This window comes from Streptomyces sp. NPDC008086 (assembly GCF_042957325.1).
GTDB lineage: Bacteria > Actinomycetota > Actinomycetes > Streptomycetales > Streptomycetaceae > Streptomyces.
Genome location: NZ_JBIBIA010000001.1, coordinates 689,083 through 708,459, shown reverse-complemented (window position 1 = coordinate 708,459; position 19,377 = coordinate 689,083). Strand labels below are relative to the sequence as shown.

Below are 19,377 nucleotides of genomic sequence, written 5' to 3'. Positions count from 1 at the left end.
GCGCGTTCCTTTCGGGACCGGTGGGAAGGGCAGAAGCCTACCCGTCAGTCGGTTGACTCTCCGCTTGTGGATAGCTACGTTCTGCTTGCCGAAATTCTAATTCCACTTTGTGGAAACGTACAGAGAGTATGAGCTGGGTGCACTGTGGAGAAGTGTGCCCTTGACGGCGCGCGAACGGGAGTGAAGACTCCTTCAACAGAAAGTTGAATTCCGCTACACGGAAGTCAATGGCGGCAGAGAGGGGCCCGGGTGTCCGACGCTGAACTGATGCTGCGCTCGACGCGAGTCATCACCCCGGAGGGGACACGGGCCGCGTCGGTCCTGGTCGCCGCCGGCAAGATCACGGCCGTACTCGCGCACGACGCCGAGGTGCCGGCCGGAGCCCGGCTGGAGGACCTCGGCGACGACGTCCTGCTGCCCGGTCTGGTCGACACGCATGTGCACGTCAACGACCCCGGCCGCACCGAGTGGGAGGGCTTCTGGACCGCCACGCGCGCGGCGGCCGCCGGCGGCATCACCACCCTCGTCGACATGCCGCTCAACTCCCTGCCGCCCACCACGACGGTCGACAACCTCCGCACCAAGCAGGACGTGGCCGCCGACAAGGCGCACATCGACGTCGGCTTCTGGGGCGGCGCCCTGCCCGACAACGTCAAGGACCTGCGCCCGCTGCACGAGTCCGGCGTCTTCGGTTTCAAGGCCTTCCTCTCCCCGTCCGGCGTGGACGAGTTCCCGCACCTCGACCAGGACCGGCTCGCCCAGTCCCTGGCGGAGATCGCCTCCTTCGGCGGCCTGCTGATCGTGCACGCCGAGGACCCGCACCACCTCGACGCCGCCCCGCAGCAGGGCGGCCCCAGGTACGCCGACTTCCTCGCCTCCCGCCCGCGCGACGCCGAGGACACGGCCATCGCCCAGCTGATCGCCCAGGCGAAGCGCCTCCACGCGCGCGTGCACGTCCTCCACCTCTCCTCCAGCGACGCGCTGCCGCTGATCGCCGAGGCCAAGCGGGACGGCGTACGGATCACCGTCGAGACCTGCCCGCACTACCTCACCCTCACCGCCGAGGAAGTCCCGGACGGCGCCAGCGAGTTCAAGTGCTGCCCGCCGATCCGCGAGTCCGCCAACCAGGACCTGCTCTGGCAGGCGCTGGCCGACGGCACCATCGACTGCGTGGTGACCGACCACTCGCCCTCCACGGCCGACCTGAAGACCGACGACTTCGCCACCGCCTGGGGCGGTATCTCCGGACTCCAGCTGAGCCTGGCGGCCGTATGGACCGAGGCGCGCAAGCGCGGGCACGGCCTGGAGGACGTGGTCCGCTGGATGTCCGCGCGGACCGCGCAACTCGTCGGACTCGGTCAGAAGGGCGCCATCGAGGCCGGCCGCGACGCCGACTTCGCCGTCCTCGCGCCCGACGAGACCTTCACCGTGGACCCGGCCGCCCTCCAGCACCGCAACCGCGTGACGGCGTACGCCGGCAAGACCCTCCACGGCGTCGTGAAGTCCACCTGGCTGCGCGGCGAACGGATCGTCGCGGACGGCGAGTTCACCGAGCCGAAGGGGCGACTGCTCACCCGCGCCGCCCACTGACCCTCCCGCACCCGCACCGGCCGACTCCAGAAAGGCAGAACCACCACCGTGACGGCGATACCCAGCTTCACCGGCGACGCGAACCCCTACGGAGGCGGCGACCCGTACGCGGACTACCGCACCGCCGACTTCCCCTTCACCCAGTACGCCAACCTCGCCGACCGCAACCTCGGCGCCGGGGTCATCGCCGCGAACGACGAGTTCTTCGCCCAGCGCGAGAACCTGCTGGTGCCCGAGCGGGCCGAGTTCGACCCCGAGCACTTCGGGCACAAGGGCAAGATCATGGACGGCTGGGAGACCCGCCGCCGGCGCGGCGCGTCCGCCGGGCACCCGTGGCCGACGGCCGAGGACCACGACTGGGCGCTGGTGCGCCTGGGCGCGCCCGGCGTGATCCGCGGGATCGTCGTCGACACGGCCCACTTCCGCGGCAACTACCCGCAGGCCGTCTCCGTCGAGGGCACCTCCGTGCCGGGCTCGCCGTCGCCCGAGGAACTGCTGGCCGACGACGTGAAGTGGACCACCCTGGTGCCGCGCACGGCGGTGGGCGGACACGCGGCGAATGGTTTCTCCATCGACGTCGAGCAGCGCTTCACCCACCTGCGGGTCAACCAGCACCCCGACGGCGGCATCGCGCGACTGCGCGTGTACGGCGAGGTGGCGCCCGACCCGAAGTGGCTGGCGGTGCTCGGCACGTTCGACGTGGTCGCCCTGGAGAACGGCGGCCAGGTCGAGGACGCCTCCAACCTCTTCTACTCGCCCGCCACCAACACCATCCAGCCGGGCCGCTCCCGCAAGATGGACGACGGCTGGGAGACGCGCCGCCGCCGCGACCAGGGCAACGACTGGATCCGCTACCAGCTGGTGGCCCAGTCCCAGATCCGCGCGATCGAGATCGACACCGCGTATCTGAAGGGCAACAGCGCGGGCTGGGCGTCGGTCTCGGTGAGGGACGGCGAGGACGGCGAGTGGACCGAGATCCTCCCGCGCACCCGCCTCCAGCCCGACACCAACCACCGCTTCGTCCTGGCCGCCCCCGCGGTGGGCACGCACGCGCGCGTGGACATCTTCCCGGACGGCGGCATCTCCCGACTGCGGCTGCACGGCTCGCTGACCGAGCAGGGCGTGGCGGGGCTGGCGGCACGCCACCAGGAGCTGGGCGGCTGACCGCCGGGTCCGGTGGAGTCGTAGGTCCGCCGACGCGGCGGATCGGCTGAACCCGTGGGGCGCACCGGCCGGACAGCACCGGTGCGCCCCACGTCGTGTCACGCCGCGTGGCCGCCGTCCACCGCGAACTCCGCGCCCGTGACGTAGTCCGCCCCGGCCAGGTACGCCACCGTCGCCGCCACCTCGTCGGCCGTGCCGAAACGGCCCAGCGCGGTCATCGCCGCCTGGTCGGCCGCGTACGGGCCGTCCGCCGGGTTCATGTCGGTGTCGACGGGGCCGGGGTGGACGATGTTCGCCGTGATGCCGCGCGGTCCCAGCTCGCGCGCCAGGGCCTTCGTCAGGCCGATCAGGGCCGCCTTGCTGGTCGCGTACAGCGTCCCGCCGGGACCCGGCATCCGCTGGGCCATACAGCTGCCGATCGTGACGATCCGGCCCCCGTCGGCCATGCGGGCGGCCGCCGCCTGGGACGTCAGGAACACGCCCCGGACATTCACCGCGAGCACCCGGTCCACATCGGCGAGCGCGAGCCCGTCGAGCGGCCCCAGCACGCCGACGCCGGCGTTGTTCACCAGCACGTCGAGGCCGCCCAGCGCCTCCACGGTGCGCTCCACCGCGCCCGCCGCCTCGTCGGCGTCCCCGCAGTCCGCCCGCAGGGCCACGGCACGCCGTCCCAGCGCCTCCACCGCCCGGACGACATCCTCGGCCGCCTCCTTGCCGTTCACATAGGTCACGGCGACGTCCGCGCCCTCGCGCGCTAGCTGTTCTGTCCACGGAGGTTGGTGACAGCGATCACTGACGTGTGATCTTGAAATGGGTGAGGGCCTTCTGGCTCGGTGTGGATTGCCACATCTGCACCGGCGACCAGAAAGGCCCTCATGCCGCACCGTAATGCACCGCTGACCGAGACCGGACGCCTGCGCCTGGCCCGCTGCGTCGTGGACGACAACTGGCCTTTGCGGAGGGCCGCGGAACGCTTCCAGGTCTCCGTGAGCACCGCCAAGCGGTGGGCCGACCGCTACCGGCAGCACGGCGAGGCGGGCATGGCCGACCGCTCCAGCCGCCCGCATGCCAGTCCGCGGCGGACGCCGACGCGTGCCGAGCGGCGGATCATCAAGGTCCGCGTGCTACGCCACTGGGGACCGGCCCGCATCGCCGGCCTGCTGCGGCTCGTTCCCTCGACCGTGCACCGGGTGCTGACCCGCTACGGCCTGGCCCGCCTCACGCACCTGGACCGGGCCACCGGCCGCGTCATACGCCGCTACGAACGCGCCCGTCCCGGCGAGCTGGTGCACGTCGACGTCAAGAAGCTCGGCAACATCCCTGACGGCGGCGGCCACAAGGTCCTGGGCCGCAAGGCCGGCCGCAAGACGCGTTCCGGCGCCGGCTACAGCTACATCCACACCGCCGTCGACGACCACTCCCGCCTGGCCTACAGCGAGATCCACGCAGACGAGAAGAAGGAGACCGCCGTCTCCTACTGGGGCCGGGCGCAGGCGTTCTTCGCCTCCAGCGGGGTCACCGTCGAGCGGGTGCTGACCGACAACGGTTCCTGCTACAAGTCCCGTCTGTGGCGCGATGCCCTGGCCGCGGCCGGGATCACGCACAAGCGCACGCGCGCCTACCGGCCGCAGACGAACGGCAAGGTCGAACGGTTCAACCGCACCCTGCTCGACGAGTGGGCCTACACCCGCCCCTACCGGTCAGAGCAGGAACGACGCGAGGCCTTCCCCGACTGGTTGCACACCTACAATCACCACCGCGGACACACCGCGCTGAAAGGCCAGCCACCCGCCAGCCGCGTTCCTAACCTCACTGGGCAATACAGCTAGCCGCAGTGCCGTCGCCGCGCCGATGCCGCGGCTGCCGCCGGTGACCAGCGCCACTTTGCCGTGCAGGGTCGTCCGCGTGCTTGTCCTGGCTGCGTGAGTCGTTGTCATACGTCCATCCCAGCGCCGCGCCGGCCGAAGTGCTGGCGGCGAACGGACACCGAGATCCGGGACGGACCCGGTGGGCCCCGCGGCGATGAGTTGCGGGTGCCGGTGGGGTCTGAGGTGATGACAGCAGACCCCACCCCCGGAAAGAGGCACCCCCCATGGGCAAGCTCGTCTCCACCCTCTTCGTCACGCTCGACGGCGTCTACCAGGCCCCCGGCGGCCCGGAGGAGGACACCCGCGGCGGCTTCGAGCACGGCGGCTGGAGCTTTCCGTACGCCGACGACGACTTCGGCCGGTTCATCAACGACGTCTTCGGACGCCCGGGAGCCTTCCTCCTCGGACGCCGTACGTACGACATCTTCGCGGCGTACTGGCCCAAGGTGACCGATCCCGCCGACCCGGTCGCCGGCAAGCTGAACGCGCTGCCGAAGTACGTCCCCTCCGCCACGCTCACGGACCCCGGGTGGGCCGGCACCACCGTGCTCGGCGGCGACCTCGCCAAGGAGGTCACCGCGCTCAAGGAGCGCACCGACGGCGAGCTCCAGGTCCACGGCAGCGGCGCCCTCGTCAGGTCGCTGCTGGCCCTCGACCTCGTCGACACCCTCCATCTGCTGACGTTCCCGGTCGTGCTCGGCACGGGGCACCGCCTGTTCACGGAGGGAGCCGTACCCACCGCGTTCAAGCACTCCGGCGGCAGCGTCACGAGCACTGGAGTCGCCATCAACTCCTACGACCTGGCGGGCCGCCCCGAGTACGGCTCGTTCGCTCTCCCGGAAGATGCCTGACCAGCGACTTCGGCGTTCTCGCCCGGTCTCGTGGAGATCGCGTGAGGACGCCGGGAGGTACGTTAACTTCCCGAAAACTCATCGGACTTGCCGGGAAAATCTGCCTCGTTGTCATTGACATGCCACTGTCTACGCGCGTCATCATGAGCCATGAGATTCCCCCCACGGATCACTCGCATCGGCGCCGCGGCCGCCGTCCTCTCCGCCCTCCTCGTCGGCGGCACGGTCACGGCCACGCCGGCGGCCGCCGCGGTCGGCAGCATCTGCTACAGCGCCCTGCCCTCCCAGGCGCACGACACGCTCGACCTGATCGAGCAGGGCGGCCCCTTCCCCTACGACCAGGACGGCACCGTCTTCCAGAACCGGGAAGGCATCCTGCCGAGCCAGTCGTCCGGGTACTACCACGAGTACACGGTCATCACGCCTGGTTCCGACACGCGCGGAGCCCGCCGGATCGTCACCGGTCAGCGGAGCCAGGAGGACTACTACACGGCCGACCACTACGAGTCCTTCGACCTGGTCAACTACAGCTGCTGACCGCGTAGGTCCGCAGGTCCGTAGGCCCGCGGGCCGCGGTCGGCACCGAGGAACGGTGCGACAGCCGGAGGTCCGGTCCGCGTTCAGCCGGACTTCCGGCTCTCGGCGGCCGCGAACAGCGCGACCGCCAGCACGAGCAGGGCGACGCTCACATAGATCTCGTAGCCGTCGAGAAGGCCGACCCCCTGCACGAGACCCCAGTCCCAGCCGGTGAACTCGTTCAGCAGGCCCACGACACCCTGCGCCAGGACGATGACTCCGAGGAACTCCAGCAACTGCTTCATGCCATGACTCTCGCCCCGCGGACCCCCCACGCCCATCGGCCGCGGGGCGAGCCATGGCCGACGGAAGTTCTGGTTCCGGGTGACCCGCCGCGTCCAAAGTCTGCGAAGGCGCGACTTTGGTCGGTGGTCGTGCCGACGGAGACGCGCCCGGGGTCGGCACTGCGTAGATTTGTCGATCGTGAGTGGTGACAAACCGGAGCCCGTACCCCAGGCGTTCGAGGGGCGGCGCTGGTTGCTGCCCTCCGCCCTGATCAAGGAGTTCGACTCCGACGTCGAGCGCTCGGGGCGACCGAGGCGCACGGCACGCGACTGGGTGGTCGACTTCTCCGCCTTCCTGCTGGCCGTGTTCGTCGGACTGCTCGCCGCGGACACGATCCGGAAAGAGGACCTCCCGGCCGGCTACGCGGCCGCCGACCAACTCATCGGCGCGCTCTGCTGCGCCGCGGTGTGGCTGCGGCGTCGCTGGCCGTTCGGGCTCGCCGCCGCGATGGTGCCGGTCACCCTGGTGTCGAGCGCGGCGGGTGGCGCCAGCCTGGTCGCCCTGTTCACGCTCGCCGTGCACCGGCCCTTCCGGTACGTGGCCTGGGTGGCAGGGGCGTACGCGGCCATGACCGCGGTGTTCTACTGGTTTCGCCCCGACCCCGACCTGCCGTACGGCTGGACCCTCGTCCTGGCCGCGTTGCTGACCGTCGCGGTCGTCGGCTGGGGCATGCTCGCCCGCTCCAAACGGCAGCTCATGCTCAGCCTGCGCGACCGTGCCCGGCGCGCCGAGACGGAGGCGCGGCTGCGGGCCGAGCAGGCGCAGCGGCTCGCCCGTGAGGCCATCGCCCGGGAGATGCACGACGTCCTCGCCCACCGGCTGACGCTGCTCAGCGTGCACGCGGGCGCACTGGAGTTCCGGCCCGACGCGCCCCGCGAGGAGATCGTCCGGGCGGCGGGCGTCATCCGGGAGAGCGCCCACGAGGCCCTCCAGGACCTGCGGGAGATCATCGGTGTGCTGCGGGCGGGGGAGCCCGACGACACCGGCCGGCCGCAGCCGACCCTCGCGGCGCTCGAGACGCTGGTCACCGAGTCCCGCGAGGCCGGCATGAAGGTCACCCTCGACCAGCACGTCACCGACCCCGCCGCCGTCCCCGCCTCCGTGGGCCGCACCGCCTACCGCATCGCCCAGGAGGGCCTGACCAACGCCCGCAAGCACGCGCCCGGCACGGAGGTCACGGTCACGGTGACCGGCGCACCGGGCGAGGGCCTGGCCGTGGCGGTGCGCAATCCCGCGCCCGAGGGCGAGGTCCCCCACGTCCCCGGCTCCGGACAGGGACTGATCGGGCTGACGGAACGGGCGACGCTGACGGGCGGCCGACTGGAGCACGGGCCGGGCGCGGACGGGGGGTTCGAGGTGCGGGCGTGGTTGCCGTGGGGGTGACCTCCGCCGGCTCGGGAGCGGGGAGCTCAACGGGCGCCCCGGCGCACGCTGTTGCCGCTCGTGCCACGTTCCGCGTGCGAACTCCACGGCGTCCGGCCCCGGCGCCCCGTACAACCGTGATTACGTGAGCGACATGACTGCGATCAGACTCCTCCTCGTCGACGACGACCCGTTGGTCAGGGCCGGGCTGTCCTTCATGCTGGGTGGCGCCGACGACATCGAGATCGTCGGCGAGGCCGCCGACGGCGGGGAGGTCGAGACGCTGGTCGACCGCACCCGGCCCGACGTGGTCCTGATGGACATCCGGATGCCGTCGGTCGACGGACTGACCGCCACGGAGCGGCTGCGCGGCAGGAAGGACGCCCCGCAGGTCGTGCTGCTGACCACCTTCCACGCCGACGAACTGGTGCTGCGCGCCCTGCGGGCAGGCGCCGCCGGGTTCGTGCTCAAGGACACCCCGCCCGCCGAGATCGTCGACGCTGTGCGCCGGGTCGCGGCCGGGGACCCGGTCCTGTCGCCCACCGTGACCCGCCAGTTGATGGAGCACGCGGCCGGCACCGCCGCCGACACCCGCCGGGCACGCGCGCGTGAGCGGCTCGTCGCCCTCAACGACCGCGAGCGCGAGGTCGCCGTCGCGGTGGGGCGGGGGCTGGCCAACGCCGAGATCGCCGCGGCGCTCTTCATGAGCGTCGCCACCGTCAAGACCCATGTCTCGCGCGTCCTGGCCAAGCTCGACCTCAACAACCGTGTGCAGATCGCCCTGTTGGCGTACGACGCGGGGCTTCTGGAGGAGCTGGACGAGGACGGGCACTAGAGGGGTTCCGTACCGACCCGCATCCCGTGTACGCGCGGTTGCGCGAGAGCGGGCCGGTGCACCGGGTGCGGCTGCCGGTGCCGGACGAGCACCATCAGACATGGCTCATCGTGAGGTACGAGGAGGCGCGTGCGGCGCTCGCCGACCCACGGCTGGTCAAGGGCGGCAGGCCTGCGGGCGGCTTGCGTGGAGCCTGCGGCCTTCGGGAAGGCCGCGGTCTTCAGGGAGCCTGCGGCCTTCGCAGAGCCCGTGGCTCCGGGCAGCCCCCGGCCTTCACGGAGCCCCCGGCCTTCACGGAGCCCCCGGCCTTTAGCGCGCCCGATGCCTTCACAGCGCCGCCGCTGAAGCCCCGCCCGGGAGTTCCGCCAGCGCGACCGGTCTTCGTTCTCGCCGGGACAGCTCGCATGCCTCCGCGACCCGCAGGGCCTGGAGGGCCTCCCGACCGTCGCAGGGGTTGGCCCGTTCGCCGCGCACGACCTCCACGAAGGCGTTCAGCTCCGCCTCGTACGCCGGCCCGAACCGCTCCAGGAACCCGGACCACGGCTTGTCCGCCGCGGGCGGCCCGGTCGGTTCGGTGGACGCGATCGGCGTGCGGTCGTCCAGGCCCACCACGATCTGGTCCGACTCCCCGGCCAGCTCCATGCGCACGTCGTACCCGGCGCCGTTCAGCCGCGTCGCCGTGGCCGTGGCGAGCGTGCCGTCGTCCAGCGTGAGCACCGCCGCCGCCGTGTCGACGTCGCCCGCCTCACGGAACATCGCGGGCCCGGCGTCCGACCCGGCCGCGTACACGTCGACGATCTCGCGCCCGGTCACCCAGCGCAGCACGTCGAAGTCGTGGATCAGCGTGTCCCGGTACAGCCCGCCGGACAGCGGCAGCCACGCGGCCGACGGCGGCGACTGGTCGCTGGTCAGCGCCCGGACGGTGTGCAGCCGCCCGAGCCGCCCGGACCGTACCGCCTCACGCGCGCCGAGGTACCCCGCGTCGAAGCGGCGCTGGAAGCCCATCTGGAGGATCGTGCCGGCCGTCTCGACCTCCCCGATCGCGTGCAAGGTGCCCGGCAGATCGAGTGCGATCGGCTTCTCGCAGAAGACGGGGAGGCCCGACCTTGCTGCCCGACCGATCAGTTCGGCGTGGGCCGACGTCGCCGTCGTGATCACCACCGCGTCCACGCCCCACCGGAAGATCTCGTCCACCCCCGGCGCGGCCGTCTCCCCCAGCCGGTGTGCCAGCTCCTGGGCCCGCGCGACGTCCGCGTCCGTGAGGATCAGCGAACCCACGTCGCGGTGCCGGCTGAGCGTGTTGGCGTGAATCGTGCCGATGCGACCCGTACCGATGACCCCGATGCGCATGGAAACAAAGTGCGGGTTCAGTGCGCACGCTGTCAATGCAAATGTCCGGACAATCGAACTACACGACTTCCCGTCAACAACGCGTAGAGCTACAGTCAGGCCGTGCCGAAACCAGAAGTGGACCCGACCGTGGAACTCGAGCTCAGTGTGGACCGGAGCAGTCCGGTGCCTTTGTACTTCCAGCTGTCCCAGCAGCTCGAGGCCGCGATCGAGCACGGAGCGCTCACCCCCGGCAGCCTGCTGGGCAACGAGATCGAACTCGCCGCACGCCTCGGCCTGTCCCGTCCGACCGTCCGCCAGGCCATCCAGTCACTGGTCGACAAGGGCCTGCTGGTGCGCCGTCGAGGGGTCGGTACGCAGGTCGTGCACAGCCAGGTCAAGCGCCCGCTGGAGCTCAGCAGCCTCTACGACGACCTGGAGTCGGCCGGTCAGCGCCCGGCCACCAAGGTGATCGTCAACACCGTCGTCCCGGCGTCCGCCGAGGTCGCGGCCGCGCTCGGGGTCGCCGAGGACAGCGACGTACACCGCATCGAGCGGCTGCGCCTCGCGCACGGTGAGCCGATGGCGTACCTGTGCAACTTCCTGCCGCCCGCCCTGATCGACCTGGACACCGCGCAGCTGGAGGCCACCGGCCTCTACCGGCTGATGCGGTCCGCCGGGATCACCCTGCACAGCGCCCGGCAGACCATCGGCGCCCGCGCCGCCACCGCCGCCGAGGCCGAGCGGCTCGCCGAGGACGAGGGCGCCCCGCTCCTCACCATGCAGCGCGTGACCTTCGACGACACCGGCCGAGCGGTCGAGTACGGCACCCACACCTATCGCCCGACCCGGTACTCCTTCGAGTTCCAGCTCCTCGTGCGGTCATGAGCGTCGCCGCCGTGCGGACCTGAGCGGGAGAGGGGCCGGACGCGCGCTGGTCGTAATGTCCGGACAAATTGCTGTGACCCGTGCCGCCCTTTGCCGCCCGCGTTCGGCACCCGGTGTGAGCGTGCGGCAGAATCGGGCCTGATGAGCACCTACCGCGACTTCACCGCCCCCATCGGCTCCCGGCGAGCCCCCGTGCTCCGCACCGTGGGACCCCGGGAGCGCCGCTCACACCTGACCGCACCGCGGGTGCCGACCGTCGGGATCGACATCGGCGGCACCAAGGTCATGGCGGGCGTCGTAGACGCCGACGGCAACATCCTGGAGAGGCTCCGCACGGAGACCCCGGACAAGTCCAAGAGCCCGAAGGTCGTCGAGGACACGATCGTCGAGCTGGTGCTGGACCTGTCCGACCGGCACGACGTGCACGCCGTCGGCATCGGCGCGGCCGGCTGGGTCGACGCCGACCGCAACCGCGTCCTGTTCGCGCCCCACCTGTCCTGGCGCAACGAGCCCCTCAGGGACCGCCTCGCCGGACGGCTCGCCGTCCCCGTGCTGGTCGACAACGACGCCAACTCCGCCGCCTGGGCCGAGTGGCGCTTCGGCGCCGGCCGCGGCGAGGACCACCTCGTCATGATCACGCTGGGCACCGGCATCGGCGGCGCGATCCTGGAGGACGGGCAGGTCAAGCGCGGCAAGTACGGCGTCGCCGGCGAGTTCGGCCATATGCAGGTCGTGCCCGGCGGCCACCGCTGCCCGTGCGGCAACCGCGGCTGCTGGGAGCAGTACAGCTCCGGCAACGCACTCGTCAGAGAGGCCCGCGAACTGGCCGCCGCCGACTCGCCGGTGGCCTACGGGATCATCGAGCACGTCAAGGGCAACATCGGCGACATCACCGGCCCGATGATCACCGAGCTGGCCCGCGAGGGCGACGCCATGTGCATCGAGCTGCTCCAGGACATCGGCCAGTGGCTCGGCGTCGGCATCGCCAACCTCGCGGCCGCCCTCGACCCGTCCTGCTTCGTGATCGGCGGCGGTGTGTCGGCCGCCGACGACCTGCTGATCGGCCCCGCGCGGGACGCCTTCAAGCGCCACCTCACCGGCCGCGGCTACCGCCCGGAGGCCCGCATCACCCGCGCCCAGCTCGGCCCCGAGGCCGGCATGGTCGGCGCCGCCGACCTGGCCCGCCTGGTCGCCCGCCGCTTCCGGCGCGCCAACCGCCGCCGGGTCGAGCGCTACGAACGCTACGCGCGGTTCGCCGAGGCCCGCCGGTCGTCGTCGCAGGGATCGGCGTGACCGTGTCCGTACCCCGCCAGGCCGACTCCCCGGACGAGCCGCAGCAGCCGCCCGAGGACCGCCGCCACATGATCCGCCGCCGGGCGCTCACCCTGCTCATCATCGTGCTGCTCATCGGCGTCCCCGCCGGCTACCTGGTGATCTCCGCCAACCAGAGCCGCGACAGCGGCAAGGACAAGGAGGAGAAGTACTCGGCGACCGGGCTCGTTCCGCACTGGCCGTCGCGGATCCAGCGCCGCCTGTACCAGGTCCCGGTACCCGACTATTCGTACAACCTCGCCTACTACGAGACGAACAACTGGAAGACCAGCCGTCTCTACGTCCAGTTCCAGACGGCCGACAAGAACCTCGACTGGTTCTTCGACACCATGGGCGTCAGCCGGGACGACCTGAAGCGGGATGCCATCACCATCAGCGCCCGCGACCAGAAGATCACCGGCTGGGACTTCAGCGGCCCCGGCCCCTGGTACGGCTTCACCCACAAGCAGAAGAACCCCGCGCCCACCCAGGACGTCGTGATGAACATGTCCGACCCGGACAACCCGTTCGTGTACGTCGTCTCGCGCACGGTCCCCTGACCACCCCGTGAGATCTCCGGCCCGAGCCGGTCACCGGGGCCGATTGTCAGACCCCGCCCGTAGAGTCGAAGACGGTTGATCCGACTCATGGGCGGGAGGTGACAGGACGTATGAGCGACGGCATCGCGACGGCCGAGAGCGCGGGGGAGGCCGTCCCCGTGCGGCTCGCCGCCGTCTTCCTCCCCGCGTCCCTCCCGCGCGAGGGACGGATCGCCTTCTGGGACCCGGAGGGCGGCCCACTGCCCGCCGAGGACACCGAGCTCACCGTCGTACGACGCCATGGGGCCGGAGTCCGCCGCCGCACCGCCCCCGCGCTGTCGCTGCCGCTCGCCGAGGCACTGCCGCTGCTCGTGCGGGCCCGGCGCGATCCGGCCGCCCACCCCGCCACCGCCTGCTGGGGCGCGGCCGCCCTGCACGCGCTGCGGCTCACCGCGCGGGGCCGGCTGCTTCCCGGCCTGACACCGGGCGGGTACGACGCCTGGCGGGCCGGCCCGCTCGACCCGGACGACATCGCCCACCTGCGCGCGGTCGCCGCCGCCCTGCCCCACGAAGGACACGCGGTCCCCCTGCCCGGCCCCGGCCCCCTGCGGCTGCCCGAGCCCGAGGCCCTGATGCGGTCCTTCCTGGACGCGGTCGCGGACACCCTGCCCCGCACGCCCGCCGCCCCGCACGCCTCGGGAAAGCCCTTCGCCGCGCGCGAGGCCCAGCGGCTGCCCGACGCCCACGACTGGGCGGCCGAGGTCGCCGCCGGCATGGACGCGGGCGTACGGATCTCACTCCGCCTCGACCTGTCGGCCTACGACCTCTTCGACGACGCCGGTGCCGGCGCGCGCAGCGCCGGCGCGGCGATCGTCCAGGTGCACAGCCTCGCCGACCCCACCCTGGTGGCCGACGCGGCCGCCCTCTGGTCCGGCGAGGCCGACGCGGCCTTCGGGCCGCGCGCGCGGGTGGACGCGGCCCTCGCGGTGCGGCGCGCGGCCCGGGTGTGGGCGCCGCTCGACCGGCTCTCCGAGCAGGACGTGCCCGACGTACTGGCCCTGTCCGACGAGGAGTTGGGCGACCTGCTGGGCGTGGCCACGACCCGGCTCGCGGCGGCCGGGGTGGCGGTGCACTGGCCCCGGGACCTGGCGCAGGACCTCAGCGCGGCCGCGATCGTACGACCCGCGCCGGGCTCGGCGACCGACGGGACAGGGTTCTTCGAGAGCGAGGAACTGCTCCAGTTCCGCTGGCAGTTGGCGATCGGCGGCGACCCGCTCACCGAGTCCGAATTGGACGCGCTCGCCGAGGCGCATCGCCCGGTCGTCCGGCTTCGGGACAGCTGGGTGCTGGTCGACCCCGCCCTCGTCCGCAAGGCCCGCAAGCGCGAACTGGGCCTGCTCGACCCGGTCGACGCGCTCTCCGTCGCCCTCACCGGCAGCGCGGAGGTCGACGGCGAGACGGTCGAGGCGGTGCCGGTGGGCGCGCTGGCCGCCCTGCGCGACCGACTGACGGCGGGCGTGCGCCCCGCCGACCCACCGCCGGGACTGAAGGCCACGCTGCGCGACTACCAACTCCGGGGCCTGGCCTGGCTGGATCTCATGACGTCCCTCGGGCTCGGCGGCTGCCTCGCCGACGACATGGGCCTCGGCAAGACGATCACGCTCATCGCCCTGCACCTGAAGCGCGCCAGGACCGCCCCGACCCTGGTGGTCTGCCCGGCCTCGCTCCTCGGTAACTGGCAGCGGGAGATCACCCGTTTCGCACCCGGCGTCCCCGTCCGCCGTTTCCACGGCCCGGACCGCACCCTGGAGGACATGGACGGCGGCTTCGTCCTGACGACGTACGGCACGATGCGCTCGGCGGCCCCGACGCTGGCCCAGCACACCTGGGGCATGGTCGTCGCCGACGAGGCCCAGCACGTCAAGAACCCGTACTCGGCCACCGCGAAGGCCCTGCGCACCATCTCGACGCCCGCGCGCGTGGCCCTGACCGGCACACCGGTCGAGAACAACCTCTCCGAGCTCTGGGCCCTGCTCGACTGGACGACCCCGGGGCTGCTCGGCCCGCTCAAGTCCTTCCGCGCCCGGCACGCGCGCGCCGTGGAGAACGGCGAGGACGAGGAGGCGGTGGACCGGCTGGCCCGCCTGGTCCGGCCCTTCCTGCTGCGCCGCAAGAAGTCCGACCCCGGCATCGTCCCCGAACTGCCGCCCAAGACGGAGACGGACCACCCGGTCCCGCTCTCCCGTGAACAGGCCGCGCTCTACGAGGCGGTGGTGCGTGAGTCGATGTACGCCATCGAGACGGCGGAGGGCATCGCGCGCCGCGGCCTGGTCCTGAAGCTCCTCACCTCCCTGAAGCAGATCTGCGACCACCCCGCCCTGTACCTGAAGGAGGAGACCGCGGAGACGACCGAGCGACTGGCCGCCCGCTCCGGCAAGCTGACGCTGCTCGACGAACTGCTGGACACCCTGCTGGCGGAGGACGGCTCGGCGCTGGTCTTCACGCAGTACGTGGGGATGGCCCGCCTGATCACGGCCCACCTCGCGGGACGGGCGGTCCCGGTGGACCTGCTCCACGGCGGCACGCCGGTCCCGGAACGCGAGCGCATGGTGGACCGTTTCCAGAGCGGCGCGACCCCGGTCCTGGTCCTCTCCGTGAAGGCGGCGGGCACCGGGCTGAACCTGACCCGCGCGGGCCATGTCGTCCACTTCGACCGCTGGTGGAACCCGGCCGTCGAGGAACAGGCCACCGACCGCGCCTACCGCATCGGCCAGACCCAGCCCGTCCAGGTCCACCGGCTCATCACCGAGGGCACGGTCGAGGACCGCATCGCGGAAATGCTGGAAGCCAAGCGGGCCCTGGCCGACGCGATCCTGGGCTCCGGCGAATCGGCCCTCACGGAACTGACGAACCGTGAGCTGTCCGACCTCGTGTCGCTGCGGAGGGAGTCATGACGGGGGGCGTCGGGCGGGGTCGCGACGGCGGGTCGAGTGGGTCGAGTGGGTCGGAGGAGCCGGTGCCGCGGCCGGCCGACCTGGCGCGCCGGGCGTTGCGGGCCGCGCGGGAACAGCGGGACGCGGAGCAGGGGGCGTCTGCCGACGAGGAGTTGGCGGTGGACGAGCAGGGCCGCTCCGGCGTCCGGCCGGGTGACGCGGCTCGTGCGGCGCTGCGGCGTGCCATCGGTGCGCGGCGGAGCGGGGAAAGCGGTGAGGGCGAGGCCGGTGACTCGGTCCTGGGGCGGCCGGTGGCGGGCGGTACCTCCCGCGTGGACGCCAGCGCTGCCGACCAGGAGGTGTCCGACGCCTCCGCTCCAGACCAGGACGCGTTGGGCGCCCCTGCCGAGGATCGGGATGGGTCGGGTGCCTCTGTCGAGGGCCGGGATGGGTTGGGTGCCCCTGCCGAGGACTGGGATGTGTCGGGTGCCTCTGCCGAGGACCGGGACGTGTCCGGTGCCCCCGCCGAGGATCGGGACGTGCCGAGTGTCCCCGCCGACGGTCAGGACGAGTCGGCCGGAGACCGAGGCGAGGCGCAGCCAGCGGCGGCCCCGTCCTCCACACGTCCCGCGGACGCAGCCCGGGAGGCGCTGCGTGCTGCCCTGGGGGAGAAGCGGCGGGCCGAGGCGGAACAAGCAGCAGCCCGCGGAGGCGGGCGGCGGTCGCGGCGGGCGGCACGGTCTGGTCCCGCGACTGGCGGCGGCTCCGACAGCCCGCGGGCCCGGGACGTACGGGCGTTGCTCGCCGGGGCCTTCCAGATGCCGACCTCGGACTCGCCCCTCGGGGACGACCCGGCCCCGTTCCCCACGCCGGGCACCTCCGCCGGACCCACCGCCCCCACCGCCCCCGCCACGCCCCAGGTCCCCCGCTCCATGGCCGCCCCCGGCCGCGACAGCGAACTGCGCCGTACCTTCCCCGCCTTCCCGCCCCGCCCTTCGGACGACGACCGGTTCGCCGAGACCTGGTGGGGCAACGCCTGGGTGGCCGCCCTGGAGCAGGGCGCGCTCGATGCCAAGCGGCTTGCGCGGGGGCGGGGTTACGCGCAGGAAGGGCACGTCGACGCGATCACCGTGACGCCGGGGCTGGCGCTGGCGTATGTGCGGGGCAGCCGACCGCGGCCGTATCGGGTGCAGGTGCGGCTGCGGACGCTGGACGACGCCGACTGGACGCGGTTCCTGGACGCCGTGGCCGAGCGGCCCGGGCACATCGCGGCGCTGCTGGACAAGGAGATGCCGCGGACCCTCGCCGAGTGCGGGGTACCCCTGCTGCCCGGCCCCGGCGACCTCGAGCCCCACTGCAGCTGCCCCGACCGCGGCCACCCCTGCAAACACGCCGCCGCCCTCTGCTACCAGACCGCACGCCTGCTGGACGCCGACCCCTTCGTACTGCTCCTGCTGCGCGGGCGCGGCGAACGAGGGCTGCTCGACGCCCTGTCCCGGCTGAGCGCCGCCCGCGCTGCCCGCGCCGCACAGGAACAGGGACCGGCGCCCCTGGCCGGCGTCAGGGCCACCGAGGCCCTGGCACCAGGGCGTCGACTGCCCGCCCTCCCCGCCCCGTTGCCCATGCCGCCGCACCCCGAGCAGCCGCCCGTCTACCCGGCGGCACCGGGCGGCCCGGACCCCTTCGCGCTGGACCAGCTGGCGACCGACGCCGCCGCCCGCGCGCACGCGCTGCTCAGCGCCGGCCGCGACCCGGTGGGCGAACTGACGCTGTGGCAGGACGCGGTCCGGCTCGCCGCCGCCCGTCCCGGTTCCGGCCTCACCGCCGGCACCCGCGCCCTGTACTCCTCGCTCTCCGCCGCCGCCGACCGCACCCCGGCCGAACTGGCCCGCGCCGTCGCCGCATGGCGGCAGGGCGGACTCGAAGGGCTCGCCGTCCTCGAGGAGCCCTGGGATCCGCCGGCCGGCCGCTTCGACCGGGCCCGCCCGCTCCTGCTCGCCGCCGACCTGCCCGCCTTCCGCCCCTGGCGCAACCGGCTCACCCACCCCCGCGGCCATCTCCAACTCCGCCTCGGCCGCGACGGCTTGTGGTACCCGTACGAATCGGAACCGGGCCACGACGACTGGTGGCCCCGCGGCACCCCGGACCTCGACCCGATCGGCGCCCTCACCGGTCTCGGGGCCGCGCCGGAGGACTGACTGAGGGAGACAGCCGCGCGTTCCCCATGAGCCACTACACTGCCGCGATGTCGCCGTGCGACACGGCAACCGGCGCAGAACGAACGGGGAGAGACATGGCTACGGGGGGATGGGGGCCGGCACCCGGCCCCGGTCAGCCTGGCGGCAACGGACCGGGAAACCAGGGCTGGGGCGCACCGTACGGACCGCCGCCACCGAACCCAGGCCCGTACCCGAACCAGCCTCCTTACCCGACCCCGCCCCCGAGCCCGTATCCCTACGGCCCGCAGCCCACGCCGCGTCCCGCCGCCCGGCGTCCCCGGGGCTGCCTGTCGTTCGGCTCCCGCTTCGGGCTCGTCGGCGCGATCCTGCGCTCCGCGCACCGCGTCGCCACCAGGCTGTTCGTGCAGGAGGGCGACGGCCGGATCGAGGACCGCACCGTGGACCGCGTCCAGACGGCCCGCACGGTGCTCGGTGCCGTCGCCACCATCGCCCTGATCCTCGCCTACAACGTGGACCCGAACCGCTGGGAGGAAGCGGCGGCGGGCGGCGCCGCCCAACTCATCCTCGCCCCGTTCGTGCTGATGCTCGCCGCGCCTGTGGTCATCATCGGATTCATCTACTACGCGCCTCCGCACCTGCGGCCGCATCTGCGCTCCCGCCTGCGCGCACCTCTCAAGGCGGTGGGCTGGTACGTGCTGACGTTGGTCGTCATGGGCGGAGTCCTCCTTCCGACGGCCCTGACCGTCAACGCCGATGACGGGAAGAACTGGTGGGAATACGTACTGGCCGTCGCCTCGCTGATCGTGATCGTGTGGGGTTTTCCCTTCTTCTTCATGGCGTCGCTGTACTCGGCCCGTAGTGCCTTCAACAGCGCCCAGGTCCACCCGATGCTGCCGCCCGTCCTCACCATGGCGCTGGTGTGGGTGTTCGCGGCCTTCAGCCTGATCGGCGAAGGCATGCCGGCGGGTCCGCCCAGCGTCCAGCTCTGCTCGACGCTGGGCGGACCGCTGTCGGTGACCGCCGTCTCGCTGTGGGAACTGCGGCGGATGAAGACCCGGTTCGGGGTCACCCTCCGGCCCTGAGCCGTTTCCGGCCGACCTCTGGGGTGAAGCGGTGTGAGGGTTCACCGGAGGTCCGCGGGAGTGAGGTGTAAGGAGGTGGGGCCTGGCGTCTGGAAGGTAAGAAAAGGACGGTTGGCGTGGAGCGGTGAGTGAGACGAAGGCCCCTGCCCTCCAGTACCGCTTCGACAGCCCGGAAGACACCCCGATCCTCATCCTCGGCCCCTCCCTCGGCACGACGTGGCACATGTCGTAGAAACCGTCTTTAGGTGTCCACGTGGTCCGAAACGACATCGTTTGCGTAGGCGGAATCCCTGAGTTCCGGGAGACGTCTACGGGGTTGGTGACACGGGCGTGACACGTGAGGCGATGTTGGTCTGGGTGGGGGCAGTGTGCCGTGCGGCTCGTGGGAGTATCTGTGGCGTCGTTGAGCTTCCTCGGCCTCGGCGTTCCACCACCCGACGCGGAATGGGGGGCGATGCTCGTCGAGGCACGGCCTTTCCTGGACTCCGCGTGGTGGCTGGCCTATCCGCCCGGGATACCTCGCCGTCGCGCCCGGAACTCCCTTCGTGACCTTGCCCGGCGCGCCCGGCGCCGGACCGGACGAC

Annotated in this window: 16 protein-coding genes and 2 pseudogenes; 14 read left to right on the top strand and 4 right to left on the bottom strand. The window is 72.4% G+C overall.

All coding sequences use genetic code 11. The features are described 5' to 3' along the window. Positions 1 to 249: 249 nt before the first annotated feature. Positions 250 to 1,590: an allantoinase AllB gene (allB, locus tag ACFZBP_RS03165; protein ID WP_391409548.1), complete on the top strand. Its 1,341-nt coding sequence runs from the start codon at positions 250 to 252 to the stop codon at positions 1,588 to 1,590. Positions 1,591 to 1,638: 48 nt separating this feature from the next. Then, on the top strand, positions 1,639 to 2,754 hold the full coding sequence (alc, locus tag ACFZBP_RS03160) for an allantoicase (protein WP_391409547.1): 1,116 nt from the start codon (positions 1,639 to 1,641) through the stop codon (positions 2,752 to 2,754). Between the two features lie 98 nt (positions 2,755 to 2,852). On the opposite strand, the gene ACFZBP_RS03155 is transcribed toward alc, so the two are convergent. Next, on the bottom strand, positions 2,853 to 3,566 hold the full coding sequence (locus ACFZBP_RS03155; RefSeq protein ID WP_391410334.1) for an SDR family oxidoreductase: 714 nt from the start codon (positions 3,564 to 3,566) through the stop codon (positions 2,853 to 2,855). 63 nt (positions 3,567 to 3,629) lie between these two features. On the opposite strand from ACFZBP_RS03155, the gene ACFZBP_RS03150 reads away from it, so the two are divergent. Continuing rightward, positions 3,630 to 4,583: an IS481 family transposase gene (locus ACFZBP_RS03150; protein ID WP_391409546.1), complete on the top strand. Its 954-nt coding sequence runs from the start codon at positions 3,630 to 3,632 to the stop codon at positions 4,581 to 4,583. Here ACFZBP_RS03150 and ACFZBP_RS03145 read toward each other — a convergent pair. Beyond that, positions 4,578 to 4,691 (bottom strand): annotated as a pseudogene (locus tag ACFZBP_RS03145) (oxidoreductase); the annotation flags it as partial. The gene ACFZBP_RS03150 and the pseudogene ACFZBP_RS03145 sit on opposite strands and share 6 nt — an antisense overlap. Before the next feature lie 155 nt (positions 4,692 to 4,846). Between ACFZBP_RS03145 and ACFZBP_RS03140 the strand changes: the two are divergent. After that, on the top strand, positions 4,847 to 5,473 hold the full coding sequence (locus ACFZBP_RS03140; RefSeq protein ID WP_383446880.1) for a dihydrofolate reductase family protein: 627 nt from the start codon (positions 4,847 to 4,849) through the stop codon (positions 5,471 to 5,473). A gap of 150 nt (positions 5,474 to 5,623) precedes the next feature. Next, positions 5,624 to 6,010, top strand: coding sequence for a ribonuclease domain-containing protein (locus tag ACFZBP_RS03135; RefSeq protein ID WP_383446883.1), 387 nt, complete (start codon positions 5,624 to 5,626; stop codon positions 6,008 to 6,010). Positions 6,011 to 6,093: 83 nt separating this feature from the next. Here the strand turns inward: ACFZBP_RS03135 and ACFZBP_RS03130 are convergent, their stop codons facing one another. Continuing rightward, positions 6,094 to 6,294 (bottom strand): hypothetical protein, encoded by a 201-nt coding sequence (locus tag ACFZBP_RS03130; RefSeq protein ID WP_383446886.1) that lies wholly within the window; start codon positions 6,292 to 6,294, stop codon positions 6,094 to 6,096. Between the two features lie 178 nt (positions 6,295 to 6,472). Between ACFZBP_RS03130 and ACFZBP_RS03125 the strand changes: the two genes are divergently transcribed. From ACFZBP_RS03125 to ACFZBP_RS03115, 3 genes and pseudogenes are all read left to right on the top strand, one after another. Continuing rightward, positions 6,473 to 7,717, top strand: coding sequence for a histidine kinase (locus ACFZBP_RS03125; RefSeq protein ID WP_391409545.1), 1,245 nt, complete (start codon positions 6,473 to 6,475; stop codon positions 7,715 to 7,717). 133 nt (positions 7,718 to 7,850) lie between these two features. Then, entirely contained in the window at positions 7,851 to 8,531 is a 681-nt protein-coding gene (locus ACFZBP_RS03120; RefSeq protein ID WP_391410332.1) for a response regulator, read from the top strand. 26 nt (positions 8,532 to 8,557) lie between these two features. Then, positions 8,558 to 8,710, top strand: a pseudogene (locus ACFZBP_RS03115) (cytochrome P450); the annotation flags it as partial. Between the two features lie 148 nt (positions 8,711 to 8,858). Here the strand turns inward: ACFZBP_RS03115 and ACFZBP_RS03110 are convergent. After that, positions 8,859 to 9,881: a Gfo/Idh/MocA family oxidoreductase gene (locus tag ACFZBP_RS03110; RefSeq protein ID WP_391409544.1), complete on the bottom strand. Its 1,023-nt coding sequence runs from the start codon at positions 9,879 to 9,881 to the stop codon at positions 8,859 to 8,861. A 129-nt stretch (positions 9,882 to 10,010) separates the two neighbouring features. Between ACFZBP_RS03110 and ACFZBP_RS03105 the strand changes: the two genes are divergently transcribed. From ACFZBP_RS03105 to ACFZBP_RS03080, 6 genes are all read left to right on the top strand, one after another. Next, positions 10,011 to 10,748 carry a GntR family transcriptional regulator gene (locus tag ACFZBP_RS03105; RefSeq protein WP_383447126.1) on the top strand — a complete coding sequence of 246 codons (738 nt, stop codon included), beginning with the start codon at positions 10,011 to 10,013 and terminating at the stop codon, positions 10,746 to 10,748. A gap of 141 nt (positions 10,749 to 10,889) precedes the next feature. After that, positions 10,890 to 12,041, top strand: a complete 1,152-nt coding sequence (locus tag ACFZBP_RS03100; RefSeq protein WP_234761826.1) for an ROK family glucokinase — start codon at positions 10,890 to 10,892, stop codon at positions 12,039 to 12,041. Further along, positions 12,038 to 12,619: a hypothetical protein gene (locus ACFZBP_RS03095; RefSeq protein ID WP_062716641.1), complete on the top strand. Its 582-nt coding sequence runs from the start codon at positions 12,038 to 12,040 to the stop codon at positions 12,617 to 12,619. Before ACFZBP_RS03100 ends, ACFZBP_RS03095 begins: the two co-directional genes overlap by 4 nt. A 110-nt stretch (positions 12,620 to 12,729) precedes the next feature. Continuing rightward, positions 12,730 to 15,552 (top strand): SNF2-related protein, encoded by a 2,823-nt coding sequence (locus ACFZBP_RS03090; protein ID WP_391409543.1) that lies wholly within the window; start codon positions 12,730 to 12,732, stop codon positions 15,550 to 15,552. A gap of 62 nt (positions 15,553 to 15,614) precedes the next feature. Next, the gene (locus ACFZBP_RS03085; RefSeq protein ID WP_391409542.1) at positions 15,615 to 17,729 is read left to right on the top strand and encodes an SWIM zinc finger family protein; all 2,115 of its coding nucleotides are present in this window, start codon (positions 15,615 to 15,617) and stop codon (positions 17,727 to 17,729) included. 95 nt (positions 17,730 to 17,824) lie between these two features. Then, positions 17,825 to 18,793 carry a hypothetical protein gene (locus ACFZBP_RS03080; protein ID WP_391409541.1) on the top strand — a complete coding sequence of 323 codons (969 nt, stop codon included), beginning with the start codon at positions 17,825 to 17,827 and terminating at the stop codon, positions 18,791 to 18,793. The last annotated feature ends 584 nt before the right edge of the window (positions 18,794 to 19,377 follow it).